Annotated in this window: 13 protein-coding genes; 9 read left to right on the forward strand and 4 right to left on the reverse strand. The window is 64.6% G+C overall.

Annotation, left to right across the window (positions count from 1 at the left end):
• Positions 1-51: 51 nt before the first annotated feature.
• On the reverse strand, positions 52-2,244 hold the full coding sequence (locus FIU86_RS17435; protein ID WP_152476239.1) for a transglycosylase domain-containing protein: 2,193 nt from the start codon (positions 2,242-2,244) through the stop codon (positions 52-54).
• A 188-nt stretch (positions 2,245-2,432) separates the two neighbouring features.
• A complete protein-coding gene (locus tag FIU86_RS22630) occupies positions 2,433-2,600 on the reverse strand; it encodes a hypothetical protein (protein WP_216647186.1) in 168 nt (55 codons plus the stop codon).
• Between FIU86_RS22630 and FIU86_RS17440 the strand changes: the two genes are divergently transcribed.
• The 5 genes from FIU86_RS17440 to FIU86_RS17460 all read left to right on the forward strand — a co-directional run bounded on the left by FIU86_RS17440 (position 2,590) and on the right by FIU86_RS17460 (position 7,607).
• Positions 2,590-2,928, forward strand: a complete 339-nt coding sequence (locus FIU86_RS17440) for a P-II family nitrogen regulator (RefSeq protein ID WP_057790819.1) — start codon at positions 2,590-2,592, stop codon at positions 2,926-2,928. The two genes, FIU86_RS22630 and FIU86_RS17440, sit on opposite strands and share 11 nt — an antisense overlap.
• Positions 2,929-2,957: 29 nt before the next feature.
• Positions 2,958-4,289: an ammonium transporter gene (locus FIU86_RS17445; RefSeq protein ID WP_152476240.1), complete on the forward strand. Its 1,332-nt coding sequence runs from the start codon at positions 2,958-2,960 to the stop codon at positions 4,287-4,289.
• A 99-nt stretch (positions 4,290-4,388) separates the two neighbouring features.
• The gene (locus FIU86_RS17450) at positions 4,389-5,312 is read left to right on the forward strand and encodes a CPBP family intramembrane glutamic endopeptidase (RefSeq protein ID WP_254703876.1); all 924 of its coding nucleotides are present in this window, start codon (positions 4,389-4,391) and stop codon (positions 5,310-5,312) included.
• A 61-nt stretch (positions 5,313-5,373) separates the two neighbouring features.
• Positions 5,374-6,336 carry an acetyl-CoA carboxylase, carboxyltransferase subunit beta gene (accD, locus tag FIU86_RS17455; RefSeq protein ID WP_152476241.1) on the forward strand — a complete coding sequence of 321 codons (963 nt, stop codon included), beginning with the start codon at positions 5,374-5,376 and terminating at the stop codon, positions 6,334-6,336.
• Positions 6,333-7,607, forward strand: a complete 1,275-nt coding sequence (locus FIU86_RS17460) for a folylpolyglutamate synthase/dihydrofolate synthase family protein (RefSeq protein ID WP_152476242.1) — start codon at positions 6,333-6,335, stop codon at positions 7,605-7,607. The genes accD and FIU86_RS17460 overlap by 4 nt, the downstream gene beginning before the upstream one ends.
• Positions 7,608-7,821: 214 nt before the next feature.
• Here the strand turns inward: FIU86_RS17460 and FIU86_RS17465 are convergent, their stop codons facing one another.
• Positions 7,822-8,688: an SDR family oxidoreductase gene (locus FIU86_RS17465; protein ID WP_152476243.1), complete on the reverse strand. Its 867-nt coding sequence runs from the start codon at positions 8,686-8,688 to the stop codon at positions 7,822-7,824.
• 17 nt (positions 8,689-8,705) lie between these two features.
• Positions 8,706-9,143, reverse strand: a complete 438-nt coding sequence (locus FIU86_RS17470; RefSeq protein ID WP_152476244.1) for a VOC family protein — start codon at positions 9,141-9,143, stop codon at positions 8,706-8,708.
• Between the two features lie 94 nt (positions 9,144-9,237).
• Between FIU86_RS17470 and FIU86_RS17475 the strand changes: the two genes are divergently transcribed.
• The 4 genes from FIU86_RS17475 to FIU86_RS17490 all read left to right on the forward strand — a co-directional run bounded on the left by FIU86_RS17475 (position 9,238) and on the right by FIU86_RS17490 (position 13,922).
• Positions 9,238-10,722 carry an AMP nucleosidase gene (locus FIU86_RS17475; protein ID WP_152476245.1) on the forward strand — a complete coding sequence of 495 codons (1,485 nt, stop codon included), beginning with the start codon at positions 9,238-9,240 and terminating at the stop codon, positions 10,720-10,722.
• Between the two features lie 214 nt (positions 10,723-10,936).
• The gene (locus FIU86_RS17480) at positions 10,937-11,371 is read left to right on the forward strand and encodes a universal stress protein (RefSeq protein ID WP_152476246.1); all 435 of its coding nucleotides are present in this window, start codon (positions 10,937-10,939) and stop codon (positions 11,369-11,371) included.
• Positions 11,372-11,412: 41 nt separating this feature from the next.
• Positions 11,413-12,957, forward strand: a complete 1,545-nt coding sequence (locus FIU86_RS17485; protein ID WP_152476247.1) for a sodium:alanine symporter family protein — start codon at positions 11,413-11,415, stop codon at positions 12,955-12,957.
• A gap of 179 nt (positions 12,958-13,136) precedes the next feature.
• On the forward strand, positions 13,137-13,922 hold the full coding sequence (locus FIU86_RS17490; protein WP_152476248.1) for a hypothetical protein: 786 nt from the start codon (positions 13,137-13,139) through the stop codon (positions 13,920-13,922).
• Positions 13,923-13,938 lie beyond the last annotated feature (16 nt).

Below are 13,938 nucleotides of genomic sequence, written 5' to 3' on the forward strand. Positions count from 1 at the left end.
GCCGCCGCATAAGCTCCGGCGGTGGCGCGGGGTTTGTTGGTCTTTTCCGAGCTATCGCCCGCCGTCCGCCGGCCCCAACAACTCTTCCAGCATCCGGTTGATCGTGTTGCCCCGGTCCCGGTCCTGACGTTGCTGCGTCTGCGTGCGCGGCTGCTGCTGAACCTGCGGCTGCGGTTCGACCCGGATCATCGGTAGGTCGTTGACCGGCACACCCTCGTTCACCCGCACCATCGTCTCGCGCCAGATATCCGCCGGAAGCCCGCCGCCAGTCACGCCCTTGAGCGGCGTGTTGTCGTCATACCCCATCCACACCCCGGTCACGTAATCGGCGGTGAAGCCAAGGAACCACGCGTCGCGTGCCGCCTGCGTCGTGCCGGTCTTGCCCGCGGCCTGCCGATCGGGCAGCTTGGCGCGCGTGCCAGTGCCCGACTGCACCACCTCGTACATCATGCCCATCAGCTTCTGCGCCGCTTCCTGCTGGATCACACGCTCTCCAATGCCGCCCCCCTTGCGCATCAGCGGGTCGTCATCGCCCAGAAGCTTCAGTTCGACCAGACCGTAGGGCGTCACCGACGAACCGCCGTTCAGGATGCCCGCATAGGCCCCCGTCATCTCCAGCAGCGTGCTTTCCGAGGCGCCCAGCGCCAGCGCCGGGCCATCCGCCAGTTCGTTGTCGATGCCGAAATCGCTGGCGACCCGGCGCACCAGGTCGCGCCCCACGCTCTCCGACACCTTCACCGCCGGAATGTTGTAGGATTTGGCAAGCGCCGTGATCAGCGGCACGCGGCCATGAAACCTGTTGTCGTAATTGTCCGGGCACCATCGGCCGGATCCTGCGATGTCCAGGCAATAGGGCTCGTCCACCACCATCGAATTTGGCTCGTACCCCAACTCCAGCGCCGTCGCATAGACGAACGGCTTGAAGGCCGAGCCGGTCTGCCTCTTGGCCATCGTCGCCCGGTTGAACGCGCCGGTCACGCGTGACTTGCGCCCGCCAACCATCGCACGCACCGCGCCATCGGCGCTCATCACCACGATGGCGGCCTGCGCCTTGGACCCTTCACTAACCTTGTTCTCGAACACATGGGTCAGCGCCTCTTCGGCGGCGCGCTGCATCCGCTGGTCAAGCGTGGTCTGGATGATGACATCCTCTGTCGTGTCGCGGGTGAACAGCTCCGGCCCGCTATCCATCACCCAGTCGGCGAAATAGCCGCCCGCCTGCGCCTCGGCGGCCTCCGACAGCGTGGCCGGGTTGTCCTGCGCCGCCTGCGTCTCGGCATCGGTCAGGTAGCCCTGCTCGTTCATCAGCCGCAGGACCGTCGCCGCCCGTGCCTGTGACCGTTCCAGGTTGGTCGTCGGCGCCAGCCGCGTCGGCGCGGTCAACAATCCCGCCAGCATCGCCGCCTGCGCCGCGTTCACCTCGCGCGCGCTGACCCCGAAATAGCGTTGCGCCGCGCCCTCGACCCCAAAGGCACCGCCGCCGAAATAAGCCCGGTTGAGATAGATCGAAAGGATCTCGTTCTTGGAATACTTCGCCTCCATCGCCATCGCATAGATCGCTTCCTTGGCCTTCCGGCTCAGCGATCCGCGGCGGCAATCCTGAACGTACTCCGCCTCGCTCTCCCACTCGGACTCGTCGTATTCAACGCCAAGGCACAGCAGCTTCGCGGTTTGCTGCGTGATCGTCGACCCACCGTGACCGCTCAGCGGCCCGCGCCCCTCGCTCAGATTGATGCGGACGGCGCTCGCGATACCACGCGGGCTCAGGCCGAAATGCCGGTAGAACCGCTTGTCCTCGGTGGCCAGCACCGCGTTGCGCAACTCGGGGCTGACGGTGTCGGCTGTCACAACGCCGCCGAACTGGTCGCCGCGCCACGCGAACACGTCGCCCTCGCGGTCCAGCATGGTAACCGAGCCGCGCGCACGACCGTCCAGCAATGCGCGCACATCCGGCAACCCGGCATAGACATAGGCCACCGCCAGGGCCGTCACCAACAACACCACCGCGGTCACGCGCCACGTCACGACCCAGATCAGCCGCAAGACCCAGCGGAACAGCCGCTTGATCCACGCCACGGGGCCGCGCCCGCCACCCGAGCCGCCACCGCCCTTGCGCCGCGTGCGCGCGGTTTTCGCAGGCTTGCGCGCAGCCGTCTTGGCCCGGCCCTTCGCCGCTGTCTTCGCGGATTTGCCGTATCGCCTGTCTGCAACGAGTCGCGGCGTTTTTCGCCCCTGATTTCCCATGCCCTAACCTGCCCGGACCTCTGGTTTTGCGTTATTCTACAGGTCCTCATTCCGAAAGTAGACCCCCAAAAGCGTACGATTTCACCCGTTGCCGCCGTGTTTCTCATGCCCCGCCCGAGCTCCTCCCGGATCGCCGCTTACGCGTGAAAGACCCGAGGACTCTACGCGCCTCACCGACTCATATTTGCCTATTTATTAGTCATTTCAATTTTTTTGCGCATAATTTGTGCATATCTTAATGATTTCTGCCCGCTTCCCCAGCGCTCACCCTTCCAGCCCGGCACATCTCCGTCACTTTCTGCATCAGCGAAATAAACCTCGCCCAAGCAACCGAAAGGGACATCTGTGAAACTCATCATTGCAACCATCAAGCCGTTCAAGCTTGAAGATGTGCGCGAAGCGCTGACAGGGATCGGCGTGCGCGGCATGATGGTGACCGAGATCAAGGGCTTCGGCTCACAGTCCGGTCACACCGAGATCTACCGCGGCGCGGAATACGCCGTGAACTTCGTACCCAAGATCAAGCTCGAGATCGCCGTTGCCGCCGGCATGGTCGACCAAGTGGTCGAGACCATCGCGACGACCGCGCGAACCGGCAAGATCGGCGACGGCAAGATCTTCGTGCTCGATATCGGGCAGGCCATGCGCGTGCGCACCGGCGAAACCAACGATGACGCGCTTTGAAGACGCGCGAAAGAAGGGATAACATCACTATGAAACGCTTTATTCATCTGGGGCTCGCCGCAACCGCAATCGCGGTCCTGCCCCAATTTGGCTTCGCACAGGAAGCCGCCGAAGCCGAAGCAGCCGCACCGGGCTTTGACGAGATCGGCCCCTACATCATGACGACCCTGCTGTTCTGCATGGCCGGCTTCCTGGTGTTCTTCATGGCCGCAGGCTTCGCCATGCTCGAAGGCGGGCTGGTGCGCTCCAAGAACGTCACCATGCAGATGACCAAGAACATCGCGCTCTTCTCGATTGCCGCGATCATGTACTGGCTCATCGGCTTCAACACGATGTACCCGGGCGACTTCAACGGCTACTTCGCCATCGGGGGGCAGACTGTGCTCGATCCGGTGGGCGTGGCCGCGGCCGATGCAGCGCTTGACTATGCATCCGTCGGTTCGGACTTCTTTTTCCAGCTGGTCTTCGTCGCCGCCACCGCCTCGATCGTGTCGGGCGCGCTGGCCGAGCGGATCAAGCTGTGGCCGTTCCTGATCTTCGTCGTCATCCTGACCGGCATCATGTACCCGATCTCGGGTTCCTGGCAGTGGGGCGGCGGCTGGCTGTCCGAGGCCGGCTTCTCCGACTTCGCCGGTTCGACCGTCGTGCACTCCGTAGGTGGCTGGGCTGCTCTGGCCGGTGCCATCGTGCTCGGCCCGCGACTGGGCAAGTACGGCAAGGACGGCAAGGTGCACCCGATGCCCGGTTCCAACCTGGCACTCGCCACTCTGGGGACTTTCATCCTTTGGCTCGGTTGGTTCGGCTTCAACGGCGGCTCGCAACTTGCCATGGGCACCGTGGGTGATGTCTCCGACGTAAGCCGCATCTTCGCCAACACCAACATGGCCGCCGCGGCCGGTGCCGTGACCGCGCTGATCCTGACCCAAGTGATGTACAAGAAACCGGACCTCACTATGGTGCTCAACGGCGCCCTCGCCGGTCTCGTTTCGATCACCGCCGAACCGCTCGCGCCCACGCTCTTCGGTGCGCTCTGGATCGGTGCCGTGGGTGGCGTTATCGTGGTCCTGACCGTCCCGATGCTCGACAAGCTGAAAATCGACGACGTGGTCGGCGCCGTACCGGTGCACCTCTTCGCCGGTATCTGGGGCACCATCGCCGTCATCTTCTACGGCGAAGCCAACCTGATGACTCAGCTGACCGGCATCGTCGCCTACGGTGTGTTCACCTTCGTGGGCAGCCTGATCATCTGGTTCATCCTCAAGGCCGTCATGGGCATCCGCGTCGGCGAGGAAGAAGAGATCGCAGGCCTCGACATGTCGGAACTGGGGATGGAAGCCTACCCCGAGTTCTCGAAGGGCTGAGACCAAATCAGTATGGGTCCTCCCGACCCTTGACACTGACCCGGGCGTTCGCGCCCGGGTTTTTTCTTTCGCCCCGGGGATCGAACGCCATTGCGGTCCATGCTCCCGCGCCCTAGCTCTGGTTCCATGTTCGACGCCTACCGCCCGCACGAAGCCCTTGTTCACCCGGCGCGCCCCACCGCCTCGCTCGTGCGCCTGGTGCTGGGCGCCGTCATGCTGGCAGTGCTGTTCCTGTCGCTGATCTTCGCCGCCTCGGCGCTGCTGAACATCGTGGCGCCCGCGACCTCCTGGGACAGCACTTTCGGCGATCTGGAAACCGGCGACACCCCGGCCGGCGTTCTGGCCAACCTCTACCTCTTCGGCTTCATCATCGTCGCCCTAGCCATGACGGGCCGCGCCATCCATGGCCGTGCGCTGCCCAGCTTCGTCGGTGACCTGCGCCTTGCACGGCTCCATTTCGCCCGCGTCTGCCTGTACATGGTCGGGCTGCACCTCGCGCTGTCGATCCTGCTGCCCGCCACGCCCGGCCTCACGCCCGAGGCAAATATCGACACCACCCGCTGGCTGACCTTCCTGCCGCTCGCCCTGCCCGCCCTACTGATCCAGACCGGGGCCGAGGAACTGGTCTTTCGCGGCTACCTGCAAAGCCAGCTCGCCGCCCGCTTCGCCAATCCCCGCATCTGGATCATTGTCCCGTCCATGTGCTTCGGCATGCTGCATTACGACCCCGCCATCAACGGCGACGCCACCTGGCTGATAGTCGGCTGGGCCACGCTCTTCGGCATCGCCGCCGCCGACCTCACGGCCCGCACCGGCACCATCGGCGCCGCCCTCGGCCTGCATTTCGTCAACAACTTCTTCGCCATTCTCGTCGCCGCACCCGCGGGCAATTTCGACGGCCTGGCGCTCTACACCTACCCCTTTGCCCTCGGTGACACCGATGCGCTCTGGCTCTGGGCGCCGCTCGACCTGATGCTCTTGCTGGTCAGTTGGCTCACCGCGCGCCTCGCCCTGCGCGTCTGATTGCATTTCCCCGCGCCACGCCTTATCTCAAGGGCGATTTGCAACGGGAACTGGGCCACAGATGAACTGGATCACCAATTACGTGCGTCCGCGCATCAACTCGATCTTCTCGCGCCGCGAGATCCCCGAGAACCTGTGGACCAAGTGCGACGAATGCGGAACCATGCTGTTCCACCGCGAATTGCGGGAAAACCTCAACGTCTGCACGTCCTGTGGCCACCACATGGCCATTACCCCGCGCGACCGCTTCACCGCGCTGTTCGACGGCGGCACCTTCACGCAAGTGTCCGTGCCCCAGCCCACCGCCGACCCGCTGCATTTCCGCGACCAGAAGAAATATCCCGACCGCCTGCGCGCCGCGCAAAAGGCAACCGGAGAGACCGAGGCGATGCTGGTGGCCTCCGGCGAAATCGGCCGCACCCCCATCGTCGCGGCGGCCCAGGATTTCTCCTTCATGGCCGGGTCCATGGGCATGTATGTGGGCAACGCCATCATCGCCGCCGCCGAGGAGGCCGTGAAGCTCAACCGCCCCCTCGTGCTCTTCTCCGCCGCGGGCGGCGCGCGCATGCAGGAAGGCATACTGTCGCTGATGCAGATGCCCCGCACCACCGTCGCCCTGCAGATGCTCAAAGAGGCCGGCCTGCCCTATATCGTCGTGCTGACCCACCCCACCACGGGCGGCGTCACCGCGTCCTACGCCATGCTGGGCGACGTGCATATTGCGGAACCCAACGCGCTGATCTGCTTCGCCGGCCCCCGCGTCATAGAACAGACCATCCGTGAAAAACTGCCCGAGGGCTTCCAGCGCGCCGAATACCTGCTGGATCACGGCATGCTCGACCGCGTGACCCCGCGCGGCGAAATGCGCACCGAACTCATCACCATCCTGCGCATGCTCATGAACCTGCCGCCCGCTGTCACCGCCGACCTCCCCGCCCCCGAGCTTCCGGTTGAGGAAGAGCCTCAGGACGCGGCACAGCCCGACACGGCCGAGGAACAGACCGCGGACGAAGCCGACAAATGACCGCCCCCACATCGGACGTCATCCTCGACCGGATGATGGCCCTGCACCCCAAGATCATCGACCTCACGCTCGACCGGGTCTGGCGCCTGCTCGATGCGCTCGGCAACCCGCAGAACGATCTGCCCCCGGTGATCCACATCGCCGGCACCAACGGCAAGGGCTCGACGCTGGCCATGATCCGCGCCGGCATCGAGGGCGCGGGGAAAACCGCCCACGCCTACACCTCGCCCCACCTCGCCCGCTTCCACGAACGCATCCGGCTCGCGGGCGAGTTGATCACCGAGCCGCACCTGACCGAGGTGCTCGATGAATGCTACGCCGCCAACGGCGATGCGCCCATCACCTATTTCGAGATCACCACCTGCGCCGCCATCCTCGCCATGGCGCGCAACAAGGCCGATTACACCCTGCTCGAAGTGGGCTTGGGCGGACGGCTCGATGCCACCAATGTCGTGGCCAGGCCCGCGCTCACCATCATCACGCCCGTGTCGATGGACCACGAGCAATATCTCGGTGACACGCTGGCCAAGATCGCCGGCGAAAAGGCCGGCATCCTCAAGCGTGGCGTCACCTGCGTCGTCGGCCCGCAGGACGAGGAAGGCATGGACGCCATCGAGGCTGCCGCCCAGCGTCTGGGCGCGCCCCTTCTGGCCCACGGCCAGCACTGGCACGTCACCACCGAGCGTGGACGTCTCATCTATCAGGACGAAACCGGCCTCCGCGACCTGCCCCTGCCCAACCTGCCCGGCGCGCACCAGTACGAGAACGCGGGCGCTGCAATCGCCGCCCTGCGTCACCTGCAACTTGGCGATGCCGCAATCGAGTCGGCGGTCACGCACGCCCACTGGCCCGCCCGGATGCAACGCCTCTCGACCGGCCCGCTGGCCGAGGCCGCACCGCAGGCCGAACTCTGGCTCGACGGCGGCCACAACCCCGCCGCGGGCCGCGCGCTTGCCACGCACTTGGCCGCCCTGCCGCCCCGCCCCACGCACCTGGTCTGCGGCATGCTCAACACCAAGGATATCTCGGGCTACCTCTCGCCACTGGCCGGCGTCGCGCAAAGCCTCACCGCCATCTCCATCCCCGGCGAGGCGAACACCCTGCCCGCCGAAGACACCGCCACCGCCGCCGCCAATGTCGGCCTGCCCTCAGGCACCGCCCCCAGCGACCGCGCAGCCATCGAGGACATCGCCGCCAAGGATCCAAACGCCCGCATCCTGATCTGCGGCTCGCTCTACCTCGCCGGCGCTATCCTGCGCGAGAATGGCTGATCGGATGCTTGTGGTCGTGCCTCCGGCATAAGTATTTGAAGAACAATGAAAGCCGGGGCGACCAAACCTTTCATTGTTCAAGAAATACTCAAATAGGGCGGGCAGCACAGGGCAAGACCGTCTGAGTTTTTCAATCTGAATGACGACAACGGTGCGCCCGCCCCGGGCCTGACCCGGGACCTTCGAGGGTGGGTAATAACCTACGCGCCGGGGCTTAGCCCGCACGCGCCTCCTCTTCCGCCAACAACGCGGTCAATCCCGCCTTGTAATCCGGATAGATCAGCTCGACCCCCAACTCGTCCTTGATCCGGCTGTTATCCACCCGTTTCGACTCCGCATAGAACGACCGCGCCATCGGGCTCATGTCCGCGTCCTCGAAACTCACCGCCGGGGGCATCGGCACGCCCAGCAATTCCGCGGCATAGCCAATCACGTCCTGTGGCGGCGCCGGATCGTCGTCGCAGACATTATAGGCCGCACCCGGATTGGGCCGCTTGATCGACGCCTCCAGCACCTGCGCGATATCCTCCACATGGGTCCGGCTGAACACCTGGCCTTCCTTGATGATCCGCCGCGCCGTGCCCTTTCGCACCTTCTCGAACGGGCCGCGCCCGGGGCCGTAGATGCCCGCCAGCCGGAAGATATGCAACGGAAGGCCCGGAATACCGGCCCAGGCCGCCTCGGCCACAACCCGCCTGCGGCCCCGCTCGGTCGACGGCTCCAGCGGGCTGTCCTCGGTCACCCAATCGCCCTCGTGGTCGCCGTAAACGCCGGTGGTCGACAGGTACCCGGCCCAATCCAGCCGTCCGGCTACCTTGGCGATGTCATCCCCCAGAGCATTCAGCACCGGGTCGCCGTCCTCCCGCGGACTGACAGAGGTCAGCAGATGCGTCGCCTCTCCCAGCGCCCCGGACAGGTCACTTCCGGGCCAGACCACGCCTTCCACGCCCTCGTCCGCCAGCGCCTTGGCCTTCTCTTCGCTCCGCGTCGTCCCGATCACGCGCCAGCCCTGCGGCACCAGCCGCCTTGCCAGCGCCCGCGCCGAAAACCCGTGCCCGAAGGACAGCAACACCTTGCCCATGCGTTTCTCCTTGTGCCTCACCCGGCTGATATATCCTCCAGCGGCCGCGACGCCACCCAGGCATAGCCGTTCTCGCACAGGATGGTGGTCTCGCGCAGGCCATGCGGCTTGTCCGTCGGCGCCTGCAACACGTGCCCGCCCGCGGCCTCGGCCTTGGCCGCCGCCTCGTCCGGGTCGCTGTCGAAAAGGTGGAGCTGCGCCCCCGCGCCGCGTGGGCCGCTTTCGGGCAACAGCCCCAGCGCGGGATGGCTGCCATAGGTCCCGTCCGCATGCAGCTGCATCAGCTGATCGCCATAGAGCATGATCGCGAAATCCCCGCTCACCCGGTGGGCCGTCATCCCGAACACCGTTTCCAGAAACGCCACCTCGCGCTTCACGTCCCGCACCAGCAGGTTCAGCCCCAGCCCCCGCAGCGACGCGCCGAACACCTCCGGCCTGACCGTCTCGAAATCCATCGCCCCCTCCCGCGCAGCCAAATCCGCGCCAGCTTGCGAAGCGCCCATTGCTCTGTCAACGTGCGCCGCACAAGTTTATTGTAACGGGTACACCATGGCTCAGACCGCCGATGACGGCCGCTATCACAGCCCCCAAGCCCCCGCGCCGCAAAACTTCACCGAGGCCGCGGCGGCGGTGGCGCATCTCGTGGCCCTCTACGACGATGCGGTGCGCTTCCTGTGCGAGGCGTTCCAGGCGGCGATGCTGAACGGCCAGCCCTCGCGCCCCGTCCGCGCCTTCTACCCCGAGATCCGCATCAGCACCTCCAGCTATGCCAAGATCGACAGCCGGCTCAGCTTCGGCCATCTGGCCGAGCCGGGCACCTACAGCACGACCGTCACCCGGCCGCGCATGTTCCGCAACTACCTGACCCAGCAGATCGGCCTCCTGCTGGACAATCACGAGGTGCCGGTGACCATCGGCGTGTCGGACACGCCCATGCCGGTGCATTTCGCCGTGGCCAACGACGCCTCCATCACCGTCCCGCAACAGGGCGCGTCCGATTTCACCCTGCGTGATTATTTCGACGTGCCGGACCTGTCGAACACCAACGACGATATCGTCAACGGCACCTACACCGTGATGCAGGAGGACCCCGCGCCGCTTGCCCCCTTCACGGCCCAGCGCGTGGACTATTCCCTCGCCCGGCTCGCGCATTACACCGCCACCGCGGCCGAGCATTTCCAGAACCACGTTCTATTCACCAACTACCAGTTCTACGTGGCCGAGTTCGAGGCCTTCGCCCGCAAGATGCTGGCAGATCCCGACAGCGGCTACGACAGCCTCATAGGCCCCGGCGACGCGCAGATCACCGGCCCCGACGAGGTGCTGCGCCCCACCTCCAAGTTGCCGCAGATGCCCACCTACCACCTCAAGCGCAAGGACAGCAGCGGCATCACGCTGGTGAATATCGGCGTCGGCCCCTCCAACGCCAAGACGGCGACCGACCACATCGCCGTCCTGCGCCCGCACGCATGGATCATGGTCGGGCACTGTGCCGGCCTGCGCAACTCGCAGTCACTGGGCGATTTCGTCCTTGCCCATGCGTATTTGCGCGAAGACGCGGTGCTCGATGCCGACCTGCCCGCCTGGGTGCCCATCCCGGCGCTGGCCGAGGTGCAGATCGCGCTGGAACAGGCCGTCGCCGCCGAGACCGAACTGGAAGGCTACGCGCTGAAAAGCGTCATGCGCACCGGCACCGTGGCCAGCTTCGACAACCGTAATTGGGAGCTGCGCGACCAGTCCGGCCCGGTCCAGCGCCTTAGCCAGTCCCGCGCCATCGCGCTCGACATGGAAAGTGCCACCATCGCCGCCAACGGCTTTCGCTTCCGGGTGCCCTACGGCACCCTGCTGTGCGTCTCGGACAAGCCCCTGCACGGCGAGCTGAAACTGCCGGGCATGGCCAGCGATTTCTACAAGACACAGGTCTCGCGCCACCTGATGGTCGGCATCCGCGCGATGGAACACATCCGCGACATGCCCCTGGAACGCATCCACAGCCGCAAGCTGCGCAGCTTCGACGAAACCGCGTTCCTCTAGGCGCCACACGGCACACAAGCACACCGGCCCCGGTCCTGATCCGGGACCTCCCGACCTGCTGTTCCCGCATCGCTCAAACCAGCCGCAAACCGACCGGAATCCGGCACCCTACGGCACCGTTTTGCTTACATAAATTGAAAATCCTCGCGCCGACTCGCCTTTTGCGTCTACGCTGTCCGAATTCCGATCCGGAATAAAAAGACAGGAGAGAACAATGTCAAAAAAACTGGTCCTGGGATTTGACGACAGTGAAAGCGCCAAGGCGGCACTCGACTTCGCAACCACCCTGGCAAAGGCACAAGGCGCGGAAATCGTCGTCGCCCACGTGCTGGAATGGTCCCCTTATTCCTTCCTGACACAGGAAGAGCTCGCCGAACGGCACCAGCGGCGCAAAGAGGAACTGGCCCGCGCCGAGGAGGCATTGCTCAAGCCCGTTCTGAAACAGTTGACCGATGCCGGCATCACCGCCACCACGGTCCTGCGCTACGGTCATATCGCCGACACGCTGGTCGACATCATCAAGGAGAACAGCGCCGAGCAGATCGTGATCGGCCGCACCGGCCATTCCGCCCTGTCCTCGCGCCTCTTCGGCTCGGTCGCGGGCAGCCTCGCACAGGCGGCACCCGTGCCGGTCACCATCGTGCCGTGACCACGCGCCAAACATTCAACGACAAGTATCGAGGGACACAGATGAAACATGCATTCAAGACGCCGCTTCTGGCGCTCTTCGCCCTGCTGGCGCTCAGCGCCCCGGCCCTGGCGCAATCCATCGACGAACGGGTCAACGAGATCTTCGCCAATTCCACCGGCTGGTTCGTCAGCCTGATCTTCTCCGACTTTCCCGGCACCAGTTTCCCCTGGATCGTGGGCTGGTTGGTGATCGCCGCCACCGTCTTCACCATCTATTTCGGCGTGGTGCAATTCCGTTGGGTCGGCCACTCCATCGCGCTCGTGAAAGGCGACTATTCCGACCCCAACGACGCGGGCGAGGTCAGCCACTTCCAGGCGCTCGCCACGGCGCTTTCGGGCACGGTCGGCCTTGGTAACATCGCGGGCGTCGCGGTCGCCATCGGCATCGGCGGTCCGGGGGCCACGTTCTGGATGATCCTCGCCGGCCTCATGGGCATGGCATCGAAATTCACCGAATGTACGCTGGGCGTGAAATACCGCAACGAATACCCCGATGGCAAAGTCTCGGGCGGCCCGATGTATTACCTCTCCAAGGGCTTCAAGGAGCGCGGCATCTTCGGTGGCGGCATCCTGGCTGTTCTTTTCTCGATCTTCTGCATCCTCGGCGCGCTTGGCGGCGGCAACATGTTCCAGGCCAACCAGGCCCACGCGCAGCTTTCGAACGTGCTGGGCGACTATCCCGGCTGGATCACCGGCCTCGTCATGGCGTCGGTCGTCTTCGCCGTGATCGTCGGCGGGCTTAAATCCATCGCCAAGGTTACCGAAAAGGTCGTACCGTTCATGGGCATCCTCTATGTCGGCACCGCGCTTGTCATCATCCTGATGAACTATGACCAGATCGGCACCGCCTTCGGGCGCATCTTCGAGGGCGCCTTCACCGGCCTCGGCGTCGCCGGCGGTATGGTCGGCGCGCTGATCCAGGGCTTCCGCCGCGCCGCGTTCTCAAACGAGGCGGGCGTGGGCTCGGCGGCCATCGCCCACTCTGCTGTGCGCACCAAGGAGCCGATCACCGAAGGTTTCGTGTCACTGCTGGAACCCTTCATCGACACGGTCGTGGTCTGCACCATGACCGCGCTGGTGATCATCATCACCGACCAGCTGGTCACCGACCCCGAAACCGGCCTCTTCGTGCTGAACGAGGCGGGCACCGCGATCCAGACCGTCGGCGACAATTCCGGCGTCGCGCTGACCTCTGCGGCGTTCCAGTCCTCGATCGACGGGTTCAAGTACATCCTGGCGCTGGCGGTGATCCTCTTCGCCTTCTCCACGATGCTCAGCTGGTCCTACTACGGGCTGAAGGCCTGGACCTACCTCTTCGGCGAGGGCCAGACGAAAGAGCTGATCTTCAAGCTGATCTTCTGCGTCTTCGTGGTGATCGGCGCGGCCTCCAGCCTCGGCCCGGTGATCGACTTCTCCGACGCGGCGATCTTTGCCATGGCGGTGGTCAACGTGCTGGGCCTCTACTTCCTGATGCCGATCGTCAAGCGCGAACTGCAGAGCTACGCCGCGCGCCTGCGCTCGGGCGAGATCAAGAAGTACAAGTAAGGCACTCCGGTCCCGCACCCGGGGCCGCCAAATGAACGACACCGCCCCCGCAGGATCTGCGGGGGCGGTTTGCGTTGGCTGCCATGACAGCCGACAGGCACAAGCTCTGCCAGCGGGCGTGTATATGTCCGGCCCGCAAAAATGCTTGTAAAAAAAGCAAAATCGCGTCAGAGTTTTCGATGTTTTGGACAATTCTTTTTTATAGGCTTGGTTTGATCATGCATAAGCTCAGTAATTTCGTGAAAGCGTTGGCGCCGATACTGGTGTTTTTCGCAACCTCCCTGCCTGCGATGGCCGCGACGATGCAGGCAACTTTCACAGGTGTCTCTTCCGGCGTTTCAAGCAGCTTCCAGGATGACGCCCAGGATTGGGGATTGGCCAGCGGTGGCCCGCTTTCCTACACGGCCTCGTATGTCTACGACACGGATGTCGCGACAACATCCGACGCCAATAACGCGGCGATCGTGGCGATCCAGGCGGCCTCCCTCACGATGAACGGACAGACCTTCAACTTCGGGTCGGGCAACGCGTCCTACAGTCCCTTCATACGCGGCTCGTCGGACATCTGGGCTCAGTACACTGCCAATAGCGACATCGTTGATGGACAGTCGCGCTATGTTCTCTCCATGGGGCAACGGGCCGTGTTCAATCACCCGGATCCGGCATTCGATGCGTCCGCTGCCAGAAATGATCCGACCAACAGCGCGCTGGCCCCGGACCTCGGGTACGAATTCTCCACCAACGAATTTTCCACCCTGATCTACGGCGCGGAAAGTTTCTTCAGCTTCAGCGAATACGATCTGCTGACCGGCGCTCGTGTTTCGCATGTCTGGGGTCTTCTCGCCCCTACGCCACAGTCGATGCAGGTGTCCGCCGTTCCGCTTCCGGCGTCGTTTTCCGTGTTGTCTCTCGCTCTCGGTTTTCTGGTTCTGATGGGACGACGCAAACGCGCTTTGTCTGCCTGATCCATGCGACCTTCGC

This window comes from Roseovarius sp. THAF9 (assembly GCF_009363715.1).
Classification (GTDB): Bacteria; Pseudomonadota; Alphaproteobacteria; order Rhodobacterales; family Rhodobacteraceae; genus Roseovarius.